General features: G+C 40.1%; 16 protein-coding genes and 3 pseudogenes. 10 read left to right on the forward strand and 9 right to left on the reverse strand.

Features of this window, described 5'->3' with window-relative positions; all coding sequences use genetic code 11:
* The first annotated feature begins 269 nt into the window (after window positions 1–269).
* The 4 genes from MKX46_RS03635 (at window position 270) to MKX46_RS03650 (ending at window position 1,921) form a co-directional block, all read left to right on the forward strand.
* A complete protein-coding gene (locus MKX46_RS03635; RefSeq protein WP_341070921.1) occupies window positions 270–572 on the forward strand; it encodes a hypothetical protein in 303 nt (100 codons plus the stop codon).
* 235 nt (window positions 573–807) lie between these two features.
* Window positions 808–972: a hypothetical protein gene (locus MKX46_RS03640; protein WP_013310546.1), complete on the forward strand. Its 165-nt coding sequence runs from the start codon at window positions 808–810 to the stop codon at window positions 970–972.
* A gap of 40 nt (window positions 973–1,012) precedes the next feature.
* Window positions 1,013–1,153, forward strand: coding sequence for a hypothetical protein (locus MKX46_RS03645; protein ID WP_165146693.1), 141 nt, complete (start codon window positions 1,013–1,015; stop codon window positions 1,151–1,153).
* 228 nt (window positions 1,154–1,381) lie between these two features.
* A complete protein-coding gene (locus MKX46_RS03650) occupies window positions 1,382–1,921 on the forward strand; it encodes a GNAT family N-acetyltransferase (RefSeq protein WP_341070922.1) in 540 nt (179 codons plus the stop codon).
* Window positions 1,922–2,142: 221 nt separating this feature from the next.
* On the opposite strand, the pseudogene tet reads toward MKX46_RS03650, so the two are convergent.
* Window positions 2,143–3,518, reverse strand: a pseudogene (gene tet / locus MKX46_RS03655) (Tet(L)/Tet(K)/Tet(45) family tetracycline efflux MFS transporter).
* Between the two features lie 603 nt (window positions 3,519–4,121).
* On the opposite strand from tet, the gene MKX46_RS03660 reads away from it, so the two are divergent.
* Complete coding sequence (locus MKX46_RS03660; protein WP_029517409.1) at window positions 4,122–4,442, forward strand: hypothetical protein; 321 nt, start codon at window positions 4,122–4,124, stop codon at window positions 4,440–4,442.
* Window positions 4,443–5,441: 999 nt separating this feature from the next.
* Here the strand turns inward: MKX46_RS03660 and MKX46_RS03665 are convergent.
* The 6 genes and pseudogenes from MKX46_RS03665 to MKX46_RS03685 form a co-directional block, all read right to left on the reverse strand.
* On the reverse strand, window positions 5,442–5,549 hold the full coding sequence (locus tag MKX46_RS03665; RefSeq protein ID WP_080658622.1) for a sporulation protein YjcZ: 108 nt from the start codon (window positions 5,547–5,549) through the stop codon (window positions 5,442–5,444).
* A gap of 86 nt (window positions 5,550–5,635) precedes the next feature.
* Window positions 5,636–5,734, reverse strand: a complete 99-nt coding sequence (locus MKX46_RS25550; RefSeq protein WP_416145682.1) for an IS3 family transposase — start codon at window positions 5,732–5,734, stop codon at window positions 5,636–5,638.
* Window positions 5,735–6,175: 441 nt separating this feature from the next.
* A complete protein-coding gene (locus MKX46_RS03670; RefSeq protein WP_029517406.1) occupies window positions 6,176–6,565 on the reverse strand; it encodes a hypothetical protein in 390 nt (129 codons plus the stop codon).
* A gap of 14 nt (window positions 6,566–6,579) precedes the next feature.
* Window positions 6,580–7,725: a hypothetical protein gene (locus tag MKX46_RS03675; protein ID WP_341070923.1), complete on the reverse strand. Its 1,146-nt coding sequence runs from the start codon at window positions 7,723–7,725 to the stop codon at window positions 6,580–6,582.
* A gap of 253 nt (window positions 7,726–7,978) precedes the next feature.
* Window positions 7,979–8,782: a discoidin domain-containing protein gene (locus MKX46_RS03680; RefSeq protein ID WP_341070924.1), complete on the reverse strand. Its 804-nt coding sequence runs from the start codon at window positions 8,780–8,782 to the stop codon at window positions 7,979–7,981.
* A 170-nt stretch (window positions 8,783–8,952) separates the two neighbouring features.
* Window positions 8,953–9,087, reverse strand: a pseudogene (locus MKX46_RS03685) (NucA/NucB deoxyribonuclease domain-containing protein); the annotation flags it as partial.
* Between the two features lie 36 nt (window positions 9,088–9,123).
* Here MKX46_RS03685 and MKX46_RS03690 point away from each other — a divergent pair.
* Window positions 9,124–9,441: a hypothetical protein gene (locus tag MKX46_RS03690; RefSeq protein ID WP_318627230.1), complete on the forward strand. Its 318-nt coding sequence runs from the start codon at window positions 9,124–9,126 to the stop codon at window positions 9,439–9,441.
* A 1,368-nt stretch (window positions 9,442–10,809) separates the two neighbouring features.
* Here MKX46_RS03690 and MKX46_RS03700 read toward each other — a convergent pair.
* Together MKX46_RS03700 and MKX46_RS03705 are read right to left on the reverse strand one after the other, a co-directional pair.
* Window positions 10,810–11,762 (reverse strand): annotated as a pseudogene (locus tag MKX46_RS03700) (GH25 family lysozyme).
* On the reverse strand, window positions 11,740–12,132 hold the full coding sequence (locus tag MKX46_RS03705) for a phage holin family protein (protein WP_238794834.1): 393 nt from the start codon (window positions 12,130–12,132) through the stop codon (window positions 11,740–11,742). Before MKX46_RS03705 ends, MKX46_RS03700 begins: the two are co-directional and overlap by 23 nt.
* A gap of 623 nt (window positions 12,133–12,755) precedes the next feature.
* On the opposite strand from MKX46_RS03705, the gene abc-f reads away from it, so the two are divergent.
* The 4 genes from abc-f to MKX46_RS03725 all read left to right on the forward strand — a co-directional run bounded on the left by abc-f (window position 12,756) and on the right by MKX46_RS03725 (window position 19,057).
* Window positions 12,756–14,243, forward strand: a complete 1,488-nt coding sequence (abc-f, locus tag MKX46_RS03710) for a ribosomal protection-like ABC-F family protein (protein ID WP_318627228.1) — start codon at window positions 12,756–12,758, stop codon at window positions 14,241–14,243.
* A gap of 831 nt (window positions 14,244–15,074) precedes the next feature.
* Window positions 15,075–16,691 carry a spore germination protein gene (locus MKX46_RS03715; protein WP_029517851.1) on the forward strand — a complete coding sequence of 539 codons (1,617 nt, stop codon included), beginning with the start codon at window positions 15,075–15,077 and terminating at the stop codon, window positions 16,689–16,691.
* Between the two features lie 12 nt (window positions 16,692–16,703).
* Window positions 16,704–17,930 (forward strand): Ger(x)C family spore germination protein, encoded by a 1,227-nt coding sequence (locus MKX46_RS03720; RefSeq protein ID WP_029517852.1) that lies wholly within the window; start codon window positions 16,704–16,706, stop codon window positions 17,928–17,930.
* Window positions 17,931–17,959: 29 nt separating this feature from the next.
* Window positions 17,960–19,057, forward strand: coding sequence for a GerAB/ArcD/ProY family transporter (locus tag MKX46_RS03725; protein WP_029517853.1), 1,098 nt, complete (start codon window positions 17,960–17,962; stop codon window positions 19,055–19,057).
* Window positions 19,058–19,305: the final 248 nt, after the last annotated feature.

The following is a 19,305-nucleotide window of genomic DNA, read 5'->3' on the forward strand; positions in this document are numbered from 1 at the left end:
CTTCCCCGTTATTCTATCCCCTAATACAAAACCGGCTGCCTAGGGCAAGCCGGTTTTGTATTGTTATTATGCTTATTATGTATCTCACAACTATTCTTTCCTTTTAGCAACCTATTCCTATTGTATCTACTATAAAATCAGCCTCATCGTCTCAAAAATCCCCCACTGATCTTGAACAGCTATACTGTTGTGGGCAAAACTAATAGATCTTTCTTTCTTTTAGCTAAATATGGTATATTAATTACTCATAGCTCTGTAGGAGGAATTAAATGAAAAAAATAATAATTTCAGCGTTTGTTATGATATTTATCGTCGTAAGCTGTGCAGTTCCAACAATGGATCATTTGTATGCAGAAGAGAAATCACACATAACAACCTACGATCGTATTCAGTACTTACAAATACTCATCCATTTCAGGTATTTAGAAAAGCAACTTGAAGCTGTAATTTCCGAAAGAAATAATTACCCAGAGGCCAGCCAAGAATATAAACAGCTCTCAGAACAACTGAATCATATTTTTGCCCAAGAGGCGTACTACGAAAAAAAACTTAACACCCTTAATAGTAAATAATTTTCATACAAACTGCATATTATCTTTATTCTACACATTAGACTCATGCCGACCTGCCTGTAAAATCTCCTGCAACGTAAAGTTGAAAAGGCGAAGACAGGTTCGCATGAGTTTTTTTGTTAACCTTTAGGGATATAGGTACTAGCTTCTTTTTGCTTCTAATAGATTTATGCTGATACATTACTATCACAATTGACATATATATATAGCAGAACTAAGCAAAGGAGATATGCAGATGATCAGAAATAGAGTTAAAACGTATAAGCATCGCATCGGGAAAAACAGATATCTGGTCGTTAAAGTCTTTCAAGCCGCAGCTGCTAAAACAGGAAGCGGAAATGCACTAGCAACCAATGCCTTGAATATCAAAATTTCCAAGCGTAAGCATAAACGCCACTAAGATTCAACCGCACCTTCATTTCTTGAAGGGAGGTGATATTATGAGCAGAAGACATTGCAGACGTGATTTAAGAAGAAGAAGATTGAACATCCGTTCCAATCAAAGAGCCACTGCGCGTGCAAGAGGTAACGCACTGGCTGTTAATTTGTTTAGCGTAAACGATAGACAACGCAGACGTTAATAATCGTTTTCATGCAAAAAGCGGGAGAAATTCTTCCTGCTTTTTTGTGTTAAGCAGCACACCTAACTACTGCTATGAATCGTTTAAGCAAGCGGACGAGATCGTAAATATCACACATAGTTGAACAGTCGCTACTATTTTACTCTTTTATAAATCTAACAGACAGGAAAAAGTGGTTCTCTTTTAGAATAATGTGCATAGAGAAATTAAACCAGAAGGAGACAAGCCATGATAATTAAAATGTCACTTTCAAATATGGGGGATTTTAAAAAGTCAAATGAGAATAACAGCTTTATTGTGTCAGGAAAAATTATACCTAAATACGAGAACAACATTTGGTCATATATAGAAGAAAGTTTTCCCGAACCATATTTTAAACAGTATGAGGATGATGACGTCGATATCAGTTATATTAATGAACAAGGAAAATCTATTTTTTTATATTATGATGAGGACGACTGTGTTGGGAAAATTAAACTTTGTACTAATTGGAATGGCTATGCTCTAATTGAGGATATTGCCGTCGCTAAAGACTGGAGACACAAGGGAATCGGAGCAGCCTTATTGAGTAAAGCAACCGAGTGGGCTAAGCAGAATAATCTTGTTGGCCTTATGCTTGAAACACAGGATGTGAATATTTTAGCTTGTCAATTCTATGCTAAAAATAACTTTGTAATCGGCGGAGTTGATACTATGCTATATTCTAATTTTTCCACAGCCCATGAGAAAGCGATTTTTTGGTATTATAAGTTTAAGTATTCAAATTAGCCTATCCTTCTGTAATAAGGCCGAATTTAAAAACAATACTATCTTGTACGCACACTTTGCATTGCTACTTTTCCCGTATCTAGTAAAATCAAACTGATCAGCACACAAAACTCTGCCGACCAATGAAGGTTAGCAGAGCTTTTGATTTATTTTTAGAGTATTCACTTACTTCAAACGTGAGGATGAGATCATTTTCAGCATGTAATCCTTTTTTGCTCTTATCAGGAATCTGAAACTGAACGTTTATATACAATAACAGATAAAATCCCGCTAATTATAATGACCACTGAAAAAATCAATAACATATTGCTATATAAATAAGCAGATGGAAAATTAATGATTGGTATAAATTTTTGATGAATAAGACGTATTGACAATAAGCCTCCTACAACTGAAATCCCCGTTCCTTCTGATAAAAAGCTTATAAAATTAAGCAAGCTCATTCCTGCGCCAGCTTCTTCTTGTTTTAAACTACTTGAAACAATAGTGGATATTACTGTTTTAATAAAAGAAAGACCACCGAAAACAAAGACTAGAATAATAGACATCAGCCAAGGTGTCATTTCAATAAAGAAAGCAGCTACCAAAAAACTGACGGCAAGAAATGCAACGCCGACTGCTAGCACATGTAAGGAACCTTTCTTATCAACAAGTGCTCCTCCAAGAAAACCAAAGAAAATAACACTCATCGTTCCAGGAAAAATAATTCCACTGCCAATCATTGCGGTACTTAAGTGGTGAACGTCTTTCATCATATAAGGGACCATAGAAACAAATCCAGCTACGGTACCAAACATAAGCCCGCCACAAAGGATTCCTATCATAAATGCAGTATTTTTCCCCAATGAAGGATCAACAAAAGAATTGGTTACTTGTCTGATATGTTTTAAAAAGATCAAGAAAAATAGAACACTTATCACCAGAAAAGAAATTCTGTAAGAAGTTGTATACAACATAAACAATACAATACCTAGAGATATAAGCACGATTCCTGCAATGTCAAACGAGCCCTTTGAAATGACTTCCTTTTTCAATAATTTTATCAGGAAGGGAACAGTTACAAACGTTAAAACAGGAAGAAGCAGTAAATAAGCCAATGAATATAATGAGCAATCATCCCACCAATAGCCGGTCCTATCCCTTCACCCATTGCTACGATAGACCCGATGAGGCCATATGCCTTTCCCCTGTTTTCTTTTGGGATATAGCGAGCAACTACGACCATCACAAGTGAAGGAAATGCAGCTGCACCAATCCCTTGTATAAATCGCCCCAAGATAAGTGTTGGAAAAAAAGTATGTCCCACAAATCCAATTAATGATCCTATGCAATTCACTATGATTCCAAACAGGAGCAACCTTTTAATACCTAACTGATCAGATAGCTTTCCGTATACAGCTGTTCATATAGAAAAGCTTAGCATAAAGACAGTATTCACCCAATTTGTAATGGCAGGTGTTTTATTGAATTCATCAGCAATATCAGGTAAAGAGATATTAAGAACCATTTCATTTAACACACTTAAAAACGAAAGAACACAAAGCCACATTAAAATTTGGTTATGGCGCAAAACGGACTGTGAATAAGGGGTTTTCACTTTTGACCCTCCAGAAATAATATACATTCAAGACATGAGTGTAGCCTTGCTCCATATCATTGGAGGTTTAATACAGCGCCTATTCCATACGAGAAAATGTAATGATCTTTTGGTCACCATCCCAGCCCCCTATGATTACAATATAGAGCGTATATCGCTCTTGTGGTCCCCTCTTCCAAAACCAGCAGACGCGCCTTTATGTCCATCACACTGCTACCTGTTTTTATCTCCAGTCCTTCATGTTGGACCACGTCATTGCTCAGTAGAATAATTGTACAGTATTGGTAATAGCGTTTTGATATCGGGTAACAAAGCGTTCAGCTTCTTTATTACCTGTCGTTTTCCGTATACTGTACAGATCAGAACAATGAACGATAAAAGCGGATACAACTATTGTGCAACAATAGCGGAATTAGACGGTTGCCAAAGTGACACTGAACTTTTACAGATGTTTATGATGGTGTACGTGAAGCCAAGGAGAAGAATATGGGGGCGATATTCCTGTGCCAGTAGGATAGACAAGAACCTAATTAAGCGTACAATCGCAGCACGTTAGATACATTTAAACTAATCAGGAAATTATCCAAGTAGGAGGGAATAACCATGGCATTTGAAGGTTATAGAGAAGACAAGCGAGGACAATGGTTTGACTGGCCATTCCCCTTATCGGTATCAATACTGTATGTGGATGCGGATGTAGATGAAACAGAAACGAAATGGTACCTCATTATCGAACAAGAAAAACATTTGATCCGAATTAGGGATGAAAAGCAAATTGAACTGCTTCATCACTGCATGTATGGAATTTTGTTAAATGACGAGAATATCAACTGGATTATTGATAAAAATGGCGGTAGATTTACCTATCACGACAGTGTGCAAGATTTCATCAAATTCCAGAAAGAATACCTGGATATATTTTAAAAACCGTGAACAATTAAAAGCTCTGCCGACCAATTAAGGTAACAGAGCTTTTCGATTTATTTAGAGTATTCACTTACTTAAATACACTTTTGGAATCAAGCCGACTTTAGAGCAGTGGAAAAGGCTACGATCCGGCGTGGATCAATCGTTTTCAAGCGGTTTGCCGACCGTTAATAGCAGTTTCACAGTCTTAACTTTCAAACGCTAGGTACTAACTTCTCCATATGTATTAGTTGTGATTTCGTACTGGCAAGGTCATTATTGTGAGTTATTGGTACTTTTTGGGCAATTAGTTAAAGCTAAAGCTCACGTATCGTCACAATACATGTATGGGCTTTAGCTAGATTTTTTAGAACCCCCACCGTTGTCGTGAAATTCACTATTCTGTACCGTTACGTCGGAAAATCCTTTTATATGGAGCCCTATATTTGTATTTTTAATCTCTATGTTCTTTCTCAAAGAGTACCTTATCGTTCACATAGCTACTACCTTCCAACAGAATACCATAATTTGTAATTCTAACATAACTTGGCACTTTATCAGGCTCGGTTGTTGCTACACCATGCACTGTTAAATTTTTAATAATTACATTCAATGCCCGGTTTGAATTGTTCGAAGTTAAAGCTCCATTATCCCTAGTTAGCATCAATTTGCAGCACTGTAGCCTCCTTACCTACTGTGGTAAAAGTAACATTACTCTTTAGATATATTGGTTTTTTGATGCTGTAATTACATTTGTTTACTTCAACCTTCATCCTACCATCTCTTTGAGAATTTTATCTAACAGAAGCCTGATAAGCCAGCAGTGGTCTTGACTCGCTACTGAAAAGATAAAATGAAATACAATAAGCGCAAAACTATTATGGCAGGAATCCACCAAGTATTTGCCGAAAGAGAAGCGAATACGGTGGCTATTGCCAAATAGCTTATGCGCTCGATGGGCTCAACTATTGAATATCCATGAGTGAAGTGATATTTTCCAACAGTTCTTTTTACAAACTAAACCCAAAGTGATTTAGTGATGATAACTAAGAGAATAAAGAGCACTAAAATTGCCGCTGTAGAAGTCCATACACCGCCGCCACCTGTATTTTCATAGGCACCCATCTCTTTTAACCTCCTTTATTTGTCGTTACCTTAATATATGTTTAAATACGTTCTATGATAGGGCATGCAGGTAAATAAAAATAACACTAGACTATAAGCTGCTTTCGGTATTCTTTCGGAGGCAACTTATTTAACTTTCGTTGTGATCGACTTTGATTATAAAATCGAATATAGTAGCCAGTTATGTGAGTCCTTCATTACTTGTAATTAAAGGAGATGGGAAGATATCTTTCGAATACATCGCTTTAAACATCAATATATCGGTCTATATATCCTGTCCGTATCTGTATCAATCACGAAACCAACCTCTGTGTCATCTTCAAAACGTAATCGATCAAAATTATGAAGTCGACAAAATATATCAGGTAAATCTCTAATATTAAGACTCAGCATTTTTGCTTGTATATACTTTTGATATAGTTCTTCTTGTGTGCATAGGGGACCAGTAATCAAATTCTGGAAAAAGAAACCTTCAATTTTAATAATCATAATATCACCACTGGTGGTAACCATTCTTTATAAATTTAAAATACTTACATAACAATAGCTCAACTAAAGCGCATGTTAAGTTAACCTTTGTGAACAAGTTAAAGCTCCCTTGCTATCACATTTACTTATGATAGCTTCTATTTTTCCATTAATTCATTAAATATATCTCTATCTTTGGAAGTAAAGTCAGAAATCAGTTTCTTTTGTTCGTATGTGTTGGTACTTGAATCCAATTTAATGAAGCTATTTTCACCAACCACATATACGATATTTTTTTCTATTTTATAAGACAGAACGTTATCAATCACTGAATTAGGAGCTTCAATTTGATGAGTGTATAGTATTGGAGGATCACCCGATCCTCCTCCCCTGTAAATCTGAAAAGTCCCATCTCCAAAAAACTCTAACGTATCTTTGCCATATGGGTACTTCCTTATCGTATCGTCTCCAGAATTCGCTAGAAAAATTATAGTAGTAGTTATAACTAGTAGAGAGATCAAGATGTAAATCTTGTATCTGCGTTTCATCTGCAATTCACACCTCACTTCCAAGCCTTTTTTGTATCAGTTACTGTAACATAAGATGTATACTCATTGAGTGTTCCCCATGATTCCATTAAATTTGTTAGATTGGCCGCAGCCCAACCGAGTTTGTTGTCCCCAGTAAACATTTGTTTAAAATTATATTCAAAATTATATTTATCATAATATATTGTAGTAATTTCCCATTGTCCTTTTACATATGTTCCATCTATTTTGTACTTCATTTTGTGAAAAGCGTTATACAAATCTCTGTCACTTTCAATTGCAATAGACCCATCACTTGAAAAACTTTTAACTTTTTTGTCGTTAGCTTTTTGTACTGCTTTATCAATTACATACATATTATGTTCTTTGGATTTTTTAATTTGCTGCGCCTCATACGACCACTCGTTAAAGTGTAAATGTCCTGGTTTGTAATCAAGTGAATGTTGAAGTAAATTGGCTGTGATGTCTCCGTACTTCTTTCGAGCTATAGGAACAGCTACTAATGTAAATGCTTTACGATCAGGATAATGTATTACAGTATCTGTCGAATCTTTTACCTTCTCTACGCCTCGTACCCAAGTCTTTTCTAGTTCTACCATAGGATTTTCAAACGGAAAAGTAATATTTCCTACATACACTAACATATTCTTACTATATGCACCTTCCAGTACTTTTTGCGAGACATCAGACTGATCCTTTTCTCTTGTTTCCTTAGGTTCTAACTGAGGACTGTATTGAATTTTTCCCAATTGATCTTCTTTTTGTTTTAGAACGAGTTCAAACTCAAGGATTTCTTTGCTGGTATCAATCTGTTCTTGATACTTTACTACATAAGCGTGTGTAAACGTAATATCTCGGATTGTGTTTTCATTTCTAACGATTTGGATATTACATTTGCGATAGTAATCCTCACTATCAGGTTTATATTCTGTATTTGCCCATGTATACAGCATGTTGGAATTATCCGCATTGTCTATAACTGAAGGAAGCGAATGAAGCGGAATTTTGCTTCGAATATGTAGCGAATGAGCCAAGTTTGGAGACTTAGCTGAAAGGTTTATGGAACTATTATTCTTATAAGTAAAGCCAGTGATTTCACCTTTTACAAACTCAATTGGCTCACCACCGGATTTGCGTTCTATTCTTAATGAAATACTCATTAAAATAATCTCCTTTGTTAAATTAATCTGGTTTTGCAGGAAAAATTTATGAAGACTAATTTCCAAATATTAATATATACGAAAAATATTAAATAGTAAACATATTTTCAACGTGATAAAGGACATCAATTGAGTTTCGTAACCTCGGCAAATTATATGAAGAAGCTAAAACGAAATATAATTCAGCCTAACACAGACCTGTTAGAAACGTTAAAAGCTCTGCCGACCAATTAAGGTTAGCAGAGCTTTTTATTTATTTAGAGTATTCACTTACTTCAAACGTTAGGATACGATCATATAGCATGTAATCCTTACGGCTACTGAATGGGCCTTTATTGTTATCGTGCTTATTGATAGCATATGATGATGATCCAGAACCAGCCTGCTTGCTTTCGTACCAGGCAATAAAGTCATTGACTTCTTTCATGCTTAGGTCGAATTCCTTTTCCAAACCAGTTGTCATGGTAACTACCAGAATTGTACGATCCCCGTTTGGAGTCGGTTCCTCTGTTCCTGGGTTAGGAGTGGAACTTGATACCTTAGACATCATCTCTAATTCGCTAAGAGCTAGATACTGACTTCCATTATTACCTGTAATATTAATTCTATAATCCTTGTATGAATTAGAATTAGAGAAAGCGAATTTTTTTGGAGTACTATCTACCCATCCACTGATATTTGACTGAGTGTCTAGCACGTTCCAAGTAACCCCATCATTTGAGCCTTCGAAAGTCCAGTCTTTAGGGGCACGATCAGTTGCCGTTGTCTGTGGATATATAACATATTGCTCAATAACTTCGGCTTTAGGAAAATCATATCTTAACCAAGCAGAAGTTGTACTTGATGTCCATGCACTAGCAATTGTCGCAAATTCCTTGTTAAACGCCTCATATGCATATGAATATTCATTACTTGCGCTTGCTACTCCAGATGGCAAAATGTTAGTTGTCATATGCGGAACCAGATTTTCTGAATACTCTGCTTCAGCCGCAAAAACATTCGATATGGGTAAAGATAAAAGAACTAAAAATAAAATCGTTATACATGCTTTCTTCATTAAATGATCCTCCAATATGTTTGATAGAACTAAGAATAATTTAATTGAGGAAATGTGTCTAAACATAAACTTGCTTATCTATAAATATGTTCTATATTTTTGCATATTTATTTTTTATTGGGTATTAAAAAGGACTCATTCCAGCTTCTATACTGGTTGAGTCCTTGTTTTTATTTCACGATAAACCTCACTTTGATTCCATGAGCATACTTTTCTAACTGATGACTTACCCATGATCCTGCTCCCCGGTTATCACTAGGGGTTATGTATCTGATATCAGCACCTACGCCACCTTCTCCACACATTCTATCGTCACACTAAAAAAAGAGAAAATAACTTCAATGTCCAGCAGTAATGATAAGCTGCTCCTCATAACCACTCGTTTCATTAATCACGGCAATCCCGAGTATAGTCTGGTTGATATTGCAACAGGTAAACGCACCAAAATAAAGTTGCCCTTTTTATCCCGCCAATTTGTCTATATGTCCCCGGACGGCAAGGGGGTCTATTATTTGGGCAGCACTTCTCAGAAAAATCAGGCAGAAAGACGCGGCGTATATTATTATGATTTCACATCGAAAATTCAAACCCCCATTTTCATACAAGAAGAGGGTTTTATCCATAACTTCATACTGCTGAACAAGTACTCATTCTGTTGAACTATGCCAAAAAGCCGGAAAGAAGCTTACGCTTTCTCTCCGGCTTTCTTTATCTGATTCCAATCACTAAACCTATTGCGCAACTTCTCCCACCAGTCGCACCTTTGAGCACTCTTCTCTTACTAGCTTGGCCAGTAGAGCTTTTAGTGTTTACTTTGAAATTGTATCCGATTAGTCTATTCGGTAGTAACAGTCATTTGATCGGGTGTTTTTGGCGCAGTAATAGGGGCAGGAGCAGGGCTTATTGCACAAATCCTTAAAAACCAAGATAAGGGCAAAGGAATTACGATTAACTTGATGCGTACAGGATATTCCATCACAAACAACTCTTAATTCCCATCTTTAACAGCCCCCATCGGAGTACAAGATAGGCATAATGAGTAAAGGGAACTGATATTATCTATAATTCATTCACTTCAATATTTTTCGTTGTACTTGCTATAATAATTCAAATTACAATACGAAAATTGGAGCCTCGGATAAGTAAAAGCACAATGTTGAAAGTGAGAATTGCAATAACAACAACAGTCCTGCTTGTCGGAGTCGTGTTGTATATAATTGACCCTCAGTGGTGGATCGTGATTGCTTTTGCAATATTTTTCTGTATACTGCTTGTTATGCTTTTTGTAATTTTTTTGAAAAGACGTAGTAAATCACATTGATTTATGATTTGCATGCTCAGCGTTTAACAAGAGCCTTCCTTAAATGGAGGGCTTTTATATTACATACCAAATCTTATGGGTACATCCTATATGAGCAAAAACAAAAAAAGCCCCACCAGCCGAAACCAGCAGGGCATTAGTTTTTTAGATTTACTCCGTAATGACTGGAGTTTGTACGGAATCTACTGATGCAGAAATAGGCTCGGGTGCAGATTGAACCTGAGCGTCTGGCATTACCTCAGCCTTAGCCTGTGCCAAGAAATCATTAAGCTTTGCAGCCAGATCCGATACAGCTTCCTTAGCTGCTACTTGTGCCGCTTCCTCATTTGGCTGTGCTTCAGTAGCGAGTACCGCTTTTGTTTTAGCCTTATACTCCAGATATGCCTTCTCAATTGCTGCTTGTAACTCCGTAGACGATACACAATGCCCTGTTCCGTAAGCCGTAAGGATGCATACTGTAAAGCCTCATGCATCTTATGAACCCCACCAGCATCTTTAAACGTAGTCTGAGCAAATGCAAAAGCCTCTCCTGCTACTTTATGGATTACCTCACGTTGTGCTGCCGTTGTACGCGCTTCTAGCCACACGTTAACCTTAGTCTTGAGTTTAATTCAGACCTCCTAAAACAAATGCTGTAAGCACACCCGCAGCGGCTGTGACAATGGTATTTACATAGGCTGTACAGTTTCGATAATTGTTTGCATGATTACTTTTCCCCTTTCGTTTTCAACGATGCGATTTTATTTTTTGAATCCCAGGACACTACAGCACCGTATGCCGCCGCAACGGGTCTGAGCTGCACGTATGCCACTCCTTCGACCAGTTGGATAAATTGCAGCTTGGCTCCATTTAAATAAGCGACCTTGAGACTGGTGTCCCAATGACACGATAAGCCTAACACAGTAGCAAGCACACGCAGCGGAACATACGTCCTGCCACTATAGAGCAGCGTCTTCCCTACACCTGTTTGCCATTTACGACGAACGTACCGGACGTGACTGTCTCCGGCTGCTCAGGGCGCTTTGTGAAACGTTCACGCAGCTCGTCCGCCGTACCATCATACTCATTCATATCCACGTTCCCTTTTATCCCTGCTACCTTGCCGCTGTCGCTGTATTGCCAAATATCCCAACGTTTCCACGTCACTGTGTCGCTTGGGACACGAGTATCACTGTACCGAGCTATCCATAATGGGTAACCACCCAAAGAGGCGTTAAAATTCGCTGCAAATGCATTACCTGTATAGACAATGGGCTTGCGTCCTGTAAGTCGCTCCAGTTCGAGAAGAAAAGCCAAAGCTACAGCGCTAATAAGCGTTTTGGACAGGTTACCGGGATTATTTTCATAATCCATTACAGGCGGCAAGTCTAGCGTTTTCCCACCACCTACCTGTTCCAATACTTCGGCAAAATGCCGCGCTTCCGCTTTAGCTGCCTCAACAGTGGTGGCATCTAAAAAGTGGTATGCACCCGGCAATACCCCGACTGCTCTGGCTCCTTTTGCATTCGTGGTGAATGTAGGATCAACGTAACGTTGCCCCTGGCTGGCGTTAATAAAAGCAAAAGATATACCATCTGCCTTGACCGCCTTCCAATCAATCTTTCCTTGATAACGGGATACGTCGATCCCTCTTGCATTACGGCTGTTTCGTCGTTGCATCCTCTTTCTCTCCTTCCTTACCACCTTTACTTTTCAAAACTTCTACGGCCTGTCGGATCACAGGCGGGATAGGAGCGCCGAGTCTGCCGCCATTCTCCAAAATGGACAGCAGTTCATTTGCCATATAAAAATAGGCGACCGCATCCCGGAAAAGGTGCGAATCGCCTAAGACTCCATTGATTAGATGAGATACAGCAACTATTGTAAAAATAAATACCTCTCGAGCGATACCGATAAGACCAATCTTGCTTTTTAAGCCGGGTCCGGTTCCCTTCTTACCTTCTGCGCCAGCGGCAAATAATCTGGTCACATAATCAATAATGACCAGCGCGAGCAACACCCCCAATACTATATACAATCCTTTAAGTATTTTTCTTTCCGGTGTGCTGGCTGTGAAGCAATGACAGCAGAAATGACTAACAGTCAATTCTTCAACTGGTCTTGTTAGATCCAGTTGTATATATCCATGTTGACTTTATTTTGCCATGGGTTTCATCACCTCCTCAAGACGCAAAATAAGCCCCTGAGTTATCAGAGACCTTCCATACTTAAATATTAAATTGGTTCTGCTGCTATAACGCTAGGTATTTTAAAAACCTATATGTTATCAACCTAATACGAACGAGCAGGATAGTTAAATAACAGTAATCAATCTAAGGAGCATGTCGAACTACGCGAGGCTTCAGCCTAACAGGGCTACGCAGGTTGTAGTTAAATTACTATTGTGATAAACTGGATGTAATTTGATGACGGGAGTTGAACGGATACATGTAGAACTTTCTTGCTTTGAGATCACGAAAAGAACGGACTCAGCGATCGGCTGTGGTCGTTTTATTCATCTCTGCAAGAAAGGTCTGCGTTTCGTTTGCGCTCCCTCTCCGGACAGTCATACGGCCCCTTGAAATGGGGCCGTATTTCCTCGTATGGATTAGAGTCGCAAGATAGCACCTTTCTTGCGGCTCTTTTTTATTTCCAAACGAAAGGATGACTGCCATGCCCGCCATTCAGGTAACCAATCTTACTTTTGCCTATCCAGGCAGCTATGACCCCATATTCGAAAATGTTCATTTTCAAATTGATACAGACTGGAAGTTGGGCTTTACGGGGCGAAACGGTCGGGGGAAAACGACGTTCTTAAACCTGTTGCAGGAGAAATACGAATACAGCGGTACGATCTCCACACCAGTCGCCTTTGATTATTTTCCGTTTCCCGTCGATCACCCGGAGTATTTGACCTTAGACGTCGTCGAAGAGATCGTGCCAAGCTATGAGAGCTGGAAGTTGATGCGCGAACTGAACCTGCTTAAGGTTTCAGAAGACGTGTTGTACAGGCCATTCGAATCGCTGTCCCAAGGAGAACAGACGAAGGTATTGCTGGCCGTGCTATTCATCCAAGACAATCGATTTCTGCTCATCGACGAACCGACCAATCATCTCGACTTGCACGCACGCAAGCTTGTCGCCGATTATCTGAATACGAAGCGCGGTTTTATTCTTGTTTCACACGACCGGGCTTTTCTCGACCGCTGCGTGGATCATATTCTATCGATCAACAAAACGAATATCGAAATCCAAAAAGGCAACTTCTCCAGTTGGTGGACGAACAAAACTCGCCAAGATACGTTCGAAATGGCACAAAACGAAAAGCTGTACAAAGACATACAGCGTTTATCTGCTTCTGCTAAACGTACTAGCGGCTGGTCTTTCGAGACCGAAAAATCGAAGAACGGCACACGAAACTCCGGCTCCAAGCTTGACAAGGGATACGTCGGGCATAAGGCAGCGAAAATGATGAAACGCTCGAAATCCATCGAACAGCGGCAACACGCCGCTTTAGAGGAAAAATCGAAATTGCTCCGAAATATCGAACAGTCAGAAAGCCTTGCGATCTCTCAGCTCGTGTATCCCAAATCGGAACTGGCTATGCTGGATCACGTCACGATTTACTACGGGGAAAGAGCGGTTTGCAAGAACATTTGTCTGACGATCGAACCAGGAGATCGGATTGCAATTTCAGGTCCAAATGGTTCAGGTAAGTCTAGCTTGCTTCGCCTGCTGAACGATGAGACGCTACATTATACAGGTACGTTTCAGCGGGAGCCGCAGCTTCGCGTTTCCTATGTATCCCAGAATACTTCTCATCTGCGAGGAACGCTTTCCGATTATGCAGCAGAGCACAGAATTGACGAAAGCTTATTTAAGGCCGTGTTACGTAAGCTAGATTTCGCCCGCATCCAGTTTGAGAAGGATATATCGGCGTTTAGCGGCGGGCAGAAGAAGAAGGTTCTAATCGCGAGAAGCCTATGTGAGGAGGCTCATCTGCATATTTGGGACGAACCGCTCAACTTTATCGACGTGATTTCCCGGATGCAAATTGAGGAGCTGTTGCTTGAGTACACGCCGACCATTGTATTCGTGGAACATGATCGGGAATTTCATGACCGTGTCGCCACGAAAACGATTGAACTCGGTGGAGATTAGAATTTTACAAAGTGACTTGGAGTAAGACATGATTTAAACGGCAGAAAGCTTTACACAACAACTTTTATGAAAAGGGAAGCGATTGAACTTAAGGGACACGAGAGTTCAATAGAACATCGGCAGTCTAGGATTTTATTTTATTTTCTTATCCATGGCTGCCGATTCTTTCTATTGGGGGCATTCTAATAGTTATTTCACTAAGACTGAGAGCTATATTATTCTACAGCGGGTTTTGCTTCCATAATATCGTCTCCCCTTATGACATCTGGCAAGAATGTCTTTAAATGGTGATTTCCGGAGGACTTTTTTGTGCTTTAAATAACTTCGCAAGTGCTCCTCTTATGAGCCAGATGCTTCATTTGATTTTAATTCATTCTTTGCAACATGTATTAGAGCAGCCAACGATGTGAAAATCCACTTTTCCCGATGCCAGAGCATTTGCGCAGAAAATGATATATCCGGTAAATCCTATGGTAAAGCAACCAAATTTGTTCTCTGTGAAAGTCATCATCAATCAATGAGGAACGAGATGCCAGCAGATGATCTGGAGATACCACCATTCGAAATGACTCATCTTTTAAAAACTCTGAATGAAGGTCTTTGGCTACAACGAATCCATCCAATACAAAAACGACATCCGCAAGCCCTTCTCTTAGACTGTGTCTATACCGGCCAACAATTTTTGCCGTATGCCACTAAAAAAGCTTCTACTATTGTAAACATAGTTGAAATAAATTGATATAAAAACATCTTTTGGAAGGTGTGTACATATAAATCGTGGAATAGCAACATATTACAGTTAACCGCTATCTAGAAGGGAACTGTATTGCTATGGTTGACAAGTTAAAAAAATGGCTGTTTAAGCAGCCTTCACGATCTAAAAATGGCACGAGCTCTGAACCAGTTAATGATAAAAAATCGACTGAGTTATCCAAGGAACTGAGTGGCACGCTTAAGGACAACGTGACCTTGCTGAAGCAGGAAATAGGACATAGCACGGATTTCATTCTTCGTTGTTTGAACGATAAACAGGGCAATCCGGTTCTCGCTGTAGGTTTTCTTCAAGGCCTGATTGATCAGCAAATTTTAACGACACTGCTGGAGGAACTTACTGCAGGTATTCGAAATGGGGATCTCTCCGATCGTAATGTTGAAAGTTGGTTGATGGATCGTATTCCTATTGGGGGCATCACTTGCCTTAAAAATGAGAAAGCACTTATCCATGCCGTTCTTTATGGACAGGTGGTTCTCCTTGTCGAAGGCAGCACCAAGGCCTTTGCTGCTTCTATGAGCGGGGGGGCTAAAAGAGCGGTTGAGGAGCCAACATCGCAGACAGTAATTCGCGGTCCTAAAGAGGGGTTTACAGAGGATATATCCACCAATATCGCACTCCTCCGGAGAAGGATCAAATCAACTGAACTCCACTTTGATTCTCGAATTATCGGATCATACACGCAGACGAAGGTATCGGTGGCATATATTCGAGGCATTGCAGATCCAGAGGTGGTTAAGGAAATCTCCAGACGATTAGATTCCATTAACACGGACAGTATTCTCGAAAGTGGATATATCGAGGAATTTATTCAAGATGGGGTATGGACCCCCTTTCCAACCATATATAACACTGAGCGCCCGGATACTGTAGCAGGCAGCTTGCTTGAGGGGTTAGTAGCGATATTGGTTGATGGGACTCCATTTGTATTGATTGCTCCTGTAACCTTTTTTCGGTTCATCGCATCCAGTGAAGACTACTACCAACGTTATGATCTGGCATCTTTTCTTCGAATCGTTCGAATGGCATCCTTTTTCTTGGCATTGCTATTACCCTCATTCTTTATTGCAACAACAACGTTTCACCAGGAAATGCTGCCTACAACAATGCTCATCACTTTGGCTGCGCAGAGAGAGAATACACCATTGCCAGCCCTGCTTGAAGCAATGCTAATGGAGCTGACCTTTGAGGTTATTCGCGAAGCAGGAGTACGAATGCCGCGCGCCGTAGGGCCTGCAATCTCTATCGTTGGGGCATTGGTTCTTGGACAAGCTGCTGTACAGGCGGGATTGGTTTCTGCAGCTATGGTGATTGTGGTTTCATTCACAGCTATCTGCAACTTTGTACTACCTGCGATCAATATGGCGGGGGCTGTTCGTTTGCTCAGATTTGGACTCATGCTGTTAGCGGGTTTATTTGGATTATACGGCGTTTTGGCCGGCTTGGTTCCCATCCTCGTTCGATTAGTATCTGTGAATTCGTTCGGCGTTCCTTATATGATGCCGCTCGCACCTTTCTATACGAGCAATATGAAAGACCTGTTTGTGCGTGTACCTTGGTGGAAGATGAAGAAACGGCCGAAAATGATTGGGGATGTCAATCCAGTAAGACAGGCAACGGAACAGGAATCATTTGCAGAACAAGCGGGGGAACACAGCCGAGATCCCATGGCGTAAGGAGGAACCGATATGTCCCAATTAGGCAGATTTATTTTGGCCTTGGTCATATTATTCATTTTGGCGGGTTGCTGGAACCGAGTCGAACTGAATGAGCTGTGGGTAACTGCGGCTACAGGAGTAGATATGATGGACGACGGACAGTGGATGATGTCCTATCAGATTATTATTCCCTCCGCCCTTGCAAGTGGTACCGGAGGAGGAACGGGAGGGTCTTCTCAACCGGCATCCCATGTATTCTCAGTAAAGTCCAAAACCTATAACCAGGCGTTATCGTACAGCAATTTAAAAACATCAAGACAAATCTACATAGCACATAATCGTGTTGTATTTATCGGTAAGAGAGCGGCTGAGAAAGGAATGGACCGTTTAATTGATTTTTATCTTCGTAATACGGAAGCAAGGGAGATGGTAACTATGATTGTAACGGACGGCTTAGCATCCGATCTATTAAAGAAATTACTGCCGCCTGAAAAACTTCAAGGCGTCGCCATGGCTGAATTAGTCGACAAAGAGAGTGATATTTTATCGGTGTTTCCGAAAGTTAGGGTTTATGATTTCGTATTAAGCATGAACTCGGATTCCAAATCTATTGGAGTACCGGTCGCCGAGTTGACCGGAGAAGGGGACTATCAGGATGTGAAGGAAGCAGAGAGTCTGGATGTCTTCAAAAAAACCTCGGCCCCGCTCAAACTGGCATTGACTAAATTGGCGGTATTCCAAAAAGGAAAGCTCAAAGGGTTTCTCAACAAGGAAGAGAGTCTGGGTGTATCTTATCTGTCTCAAAAGATTAACAACAGCGAAATTTCGTTCCCATGCAGCAAACAGCCCGGTAGGGAAATGTACTCTTCCATACTAGTAAACTCTGCTAATGTAAAGCTTACACCCAGAAAAACCAGTTCTCATTACACTATGCAGGTTGGAGTGAAAATTAATGGGACTTTAAATGAAACTACATGCACTAAGGATATTTCCAAGACGAAGACCATACATGATCTGGAAGAAGAGATTGCAAAAGAAGTGACCAGTACGATAAATAAGGGCTGGGCTAAACTTCAGGAACTTGGTGTAGACGCAACTGGTTTTGCTGACCGGATTCACCGGAGGTTCCCAAGGGAGTGGGGAACGGTGAAAAAAGACTGGGATCAGGAATTCAAGAAGATAGAACTGGACATTCGAGTGGATGCACGGATTCAGCGTCCTGGCCTCCTACAGAAGCATATCGGAAGTCAAACCTAACCCATTTTGTATAAAGGGGCTTTAAAAGTATGAATAAAACCGTCACCAGGGTATCCGGGTTAGCTATCGCTTTTTCCTTGTTTCAGGTTGGCAGTACAACCTTATTCCTCTTGGGAGCTACAGCCAAGCAGGATGCATGGCTAGCCATGCTGATCGGCGCACTTGTAGGCTTCGTCTTGCTAATCATGTATTTATACATGCATAAACTTGATCCACATCGAGATTTGTACGAGCTCCTATGCCATTATTGGGGAAAATGGATAGGTAGTCTGGGTGGTCTTCTGTTCATCAGTTACTTTGCTTATGAAGCTTCCAGGAGTGTCAGGGACATTGGTGAGCTCGGCGCATTGACATTACTTAACAGAACTCCTACCGAAGTTATTACGTTTATAGCGTTAATTGTCTGTGCCGATGTAGTGTGGTTTGGACCGAGGGTCTGGTTCCTTCTATGTCATATCTTCCTTCTTCTATTGGTTTTTGGTTATGGCATTTTATTATTGCTTACTCCTTTTACAGGACTCATTCACTTTGAATTTTTATTTCCTGTATTGGAGAATGGTCTAACTCCCGTAGTGAAGGCTGCCATTCCCGAGATCGTGTCTTTTCCCTTCGGGCAGACGGTTCTTTTTCTTGTGCTGTTCAAGATTGTTACGGATAAACGTAAATTACAGCGGTCAATCGTCATTGTTTACTGGATCACTGCTGTGTTCCTTATTGTAATGAATGAACTAACAATCCTGGTTTTAGGTCCGGAATGGGCAGCATCAAGCACCTATCCCTTATTTGAGGTTACACAACTAATTCAGCTACCGAAGATCGTTGAGAGAGCTGATGTCCTGTTTTCGATGATTCTATTTATTGGAATCGGAATCAAAACGGCTGGTTTTATGTTTGGTGCCGTCATTGGGCTTCAAACGATAACCCCCTTTAGATATAAGCCTGCTTTACTGTTGCTAAGTATCATCATATACGCCCTTACGTTTCTCTCCTCTAGGTTAACCGAATTTTTGTGGTTCGGTCTTCATGTAGCCTTGGTTCGAGTTTGGCCTATCTTTCAGATTGCTCTGCCTGTCCTCCTTTTCCTGACCATGCTAATTCGGAAGAAAAAGAGAAGGACTTATAGTTAGCTATAGCCTTCTCAACACTGTCTAATTTCTTCTTTGTCTTAGCCACATTGGATTCTCTAATGACTAATGTTGAAGAACTTACTGATGTTTTCGACAATTTGTCAGCAATCTTTAGCTTCATGATTCGATTGCCTTTGCTGTTTTACTATGCTGTGCCTTTACGCTTACCACTATGGCATTTTCAGAAAGAGAATTTCCATTTACCTTGAAGGTGTCTTGGTTTATCTCACCAATGGGCCATATCCCCT

It is taken from the genome of Paenibacillus sp. FSL P4-0113 (genome assembly GCF_038009305.1).
In the GTDB taxonomy this organism is placed as follows: Bacteria; Bacillota; Bacilli; order Paenibacillales; family Paenibacillaceae; genus Paenibacillus; species Paenibacillus polymyxa_D.

What these genes read in the sequence shown, in the direction of transcription:
- MKX46_RS03665 (WP_080658622.1), bottom strand. Translation starts at nt 5,549, where the DNA reads ATGGGTGCCTATGAAAATACAGGTGGCGGCGGTGTATGGACTTCTACA.
- MKX46_RS03680 (WP_341070924.1), bottom strand. Translation starts at nt 8,782, where the DNA reads ATGAAGAAAGCATGTATAACGATTTTATTTTTAGTTCTTTTATCTTTA.
- MKX46_RS03670 (WP_029517406.1), bottom strand. Translation starts at nt 6,565, where the DNA reads ATGAAACGCAGATACAAGATTTACATCTTGATCTCTCTACTAGTTATA.
- MKX46_RS03725 (WP_029517853.1), top strand. Translation starts at nt 17,960, where the DNA reads ATGAATAAAACCGTCACCAGGGTATCCGGGTTAGCTATCGCTTTTTCC.
- MKX46_RS03675 (WP_341070923.1), bottom strand. Translation starts at nt 7,725, where the DNA reads ATGAGTATTTCATTAAGAATAGAACGCAAATCCGGTGGTGAGCCAATT.
- MKX46_RS03640 (WP_013310546.1), top strand. Translation starts at nt 808, where the DNA reads ATGATCAGAAATAGAGTTAAAACGTATAAGCATCGCATCGGGAAAAAC.
- MKX46_RS03690 (WP_318627230.1), top strand. Translation starts at nt 9,124, where the DNA reads ATGTCCAGCAGTAATGATAAGCTGCTCCTCATAACCACTCGTTTCATT.
- MKX46_RS03720 (WP_029517852.1), top strand. Translation starts at nt 16,704, where the DNA reads ATGTCCCAATTAGGCAGATTTATTTTGGCCTTGGTCATATTATTCATT.
- MKX46_RS03715 (WP_029517851.1), top strand. Translation starts at nt 15,075, where the DNA reads ATGGTTGACAAGTTAAAAAAATGGCTGTTTAAGCAGCCTTCACGATCT.
- MKX46_RS03635 (WP_341070921.1), top strand. Translation starts at nt 270, where the DNA reads ATGAAAAAAATAATAATTTCAGCGTTTGTTATGATATTTATCGTCGTA.
- MKX46_RS03645 (WP_165146693.1), top strand. Translation starts at nt 1,013, where the DNA reads ATGAGCAGAAGACATTGCAGACGTGATTTAAGAAGAAGAAGATTGAAC.
- abc-f (WP_318627228.1), top strand. Translation starts at nt 12,756, where the DNA reads ATGCCCGCCATTCAGGTAACCAATCTTACTTTTGCCTATCCAGGCAGC.
- MKX46_RS03650 (WP_341070922.1), top strand. Translation starts at nt 1,382, where the DNA reads ATGATAATTAAAATGTCACTTTCAAATATGGGGGATTTTAAAAAGTCA.
- MKX46_RS03660 (WP_029517409.1), top strand. Translation starts at nt 4,122, where the DNA reads ATGGCATTTGAAGGTTATAGAGAAGACAAGCGAGGACAATGGTTTGAC.